Source organism: Schleiferia thermophila (assembly GCF_003337435.1).
GTDB classification, from domain to species: domain Bacteria; phylum Bacteroidota; class Bacteroidia; order Flavobacteriales; family Schleiferiaceae; genus Schleiferia; species Schleiferia thermophila.
This window is the reverse complement of record NZ_QPJS01000022.1, coordinates 1-1,478: the sequence shown is the minus strand read 5'-3', so window position 1 is coordinate 1,478 and position 1,478 is coordinate 1. Positions and strand designations below refer to the sequence as shown.

The 1,478-nt window shown below is 39.3% G+C and carries 4 protein-coding genes; 3 read left to right on the top strand and 1 reads right to left on the bottom strand.

What is annotated here, in order from left to right:
• Together DES35_RS11620 and DES35_RS11365 are read left to right on the top strand one after the other, a co-directional pair.
• Positions 1–263 (top strand): hypothetical protein (locus DES35_RS11620; protein WP_170125752.1); only part of this gene is annotated, 263 nt, incomplete at its 5' end.
• A 2-nt stretch (positions 264–265) separates the two neighbouring features.
• Positions 266–775, top strand: a complete 510-nt coding sequence (locus tag DES35_RS11365) for a hypothetical protein (RefSeq protein ID WP_147269365.1) — start codon at positions 266–268, stop codon at positions 773–775.
• A 33-nt stretch (positions 776–808) separates the two neighbouring features.
• Here DES35_RS11365 and DES35_RS11360 read toward each other — a convergent pair whose 3' ends face one another.
• On the bottom strand, positions 809–1,159 hold the full coding sequence (locus tag DES35_RS11360) for a helix-turn-helix domain-containing protein (protein ID WP_114366619.1): 351 nt from the start codon (positions 1,157–1,159) through the stop codon (positions 809–811).
• 165 nt (positions 1,160–1,324) lie between these two features.
• Here DES35_RS11360 and DES35_RS11825 point away from each other — a divergent pair.
• Positions 1,325–1,478 (top strand): SymE family type I addiction module toxin (locus DES35_RS11825; protein ID WP_114366618.1); only part of this gene is annotated, 154 nt, incomplete at its 3' end.

Genomic DNA, 1,478 nt, shown 5'->3' with positions numbered 1-1,478 from the left:
TTGAAGCCGGGTATCAAAACTTTAGTGGCTACCGTTTAATGGATTATCCTGGCTTTGGTGTTGGTGGCAAGTACCCACAAACCGGGTATCATCAATCGTTGAATAAAGCTTCCAACTTCATTCAATATAACGGAATGAGGTTAGAGTATTTTTCAGATGCATGGTTCCAGAATTTTATTCATAACAATATCTCCCATGAATCCACCTATGATTACAATTACAGAGGTGTTAATGCAAGCGGGGGAACAGGCACGGGGAATTAAATATGAGAAAGACAGCTATCTTTATATCCCTTCTCTTTTTGTTTGCATGCAATAAAGGCATGTGGGTAACTAAAAATGCTTATCGTCCCAAGCATCCAAAGTTCTCAATACCAAAAGAGCCGTTTAAAGCGAATGAATTAATCAATAACCATTTGCTTTACGTTTCTACAAAAAAGTTCGTTAATTACGATGGAAGCGTAGTAATCGGTTATATGGGATTTTATTCTGATGGAAGAATGATAATTGATAATACCTGGGAAAAAGAGATGAGTCAGACATTAAATGAAAGAAACTCATTTAATACAGCTTCCTCCATTGGCTACTATACCACTAACGGAAATACAATTAAGATGGAATATTTTTTGCCGGGCGATGGTGGCCGATATGAAACAAGAGAAGGAATAATTAAGAAGGACACAATAATTTTAATAGAAAAAATCCCGCAGCCATTAAGAAAAGAAATCCGCTCCGATACTTTGGTAAAATCCAGTTATCCCTTACAAGACAATTAGTGATAAATAAAAGTCCCGAACACCGGGACTTTTTTATTTGGTTGATGCGTAAGCTTTGCGGGTCTTAACATCTCGTAGCACAGCATCAAGGTTATACAAAATACAATCTCGGTCTTTTTGAGGCAGTGCGTTAATCTCCTGTAATCTTCGGAGCATATCCGGGTCTTTAAAAAGCTCATCGCTTTGCGCTTCACCGAGCAGGTAAGCCGAAGTAGTTCCAAGCATGGCGGCCAACTTCTTAACCACATCAATGGAGGGCTTTACTTCGTCCCGTTCGTATTTACCAATAACGGAATGATTTGTTTCTAACGACTTGGCCAGTTCGTTTTGCGAAAGCCCTTTAGCCTTGCGGCAATCCCTTAATCTTGTTCCAAAAGTATCCATTTTACCTCCTTATTAGCGTTAAATGATGCTGATATAATCAGGTTTTGCAAATATATTGTTCAAAAGTGAATAAAAAAAGTTGGTTAAGGTTTGGTTGTTTGAGTTTGATATAGTAGTTTTGATGCAAATTTGAACAAGAGGCGAAACCAAAAAATATTTTTCAACATGGATAAAGCAAAGCAAACCATCCGCAAACGCAAGCTACAAGCAGAGCAGCAGCCCAGAGCCAACCAGCACAAAACCGTTCCGAGCCTTCACCTTGCCGGGGTATGGTTAGCGGAAAACGGATTTAAGCCGGGCGATACGGTAGAGATCACCA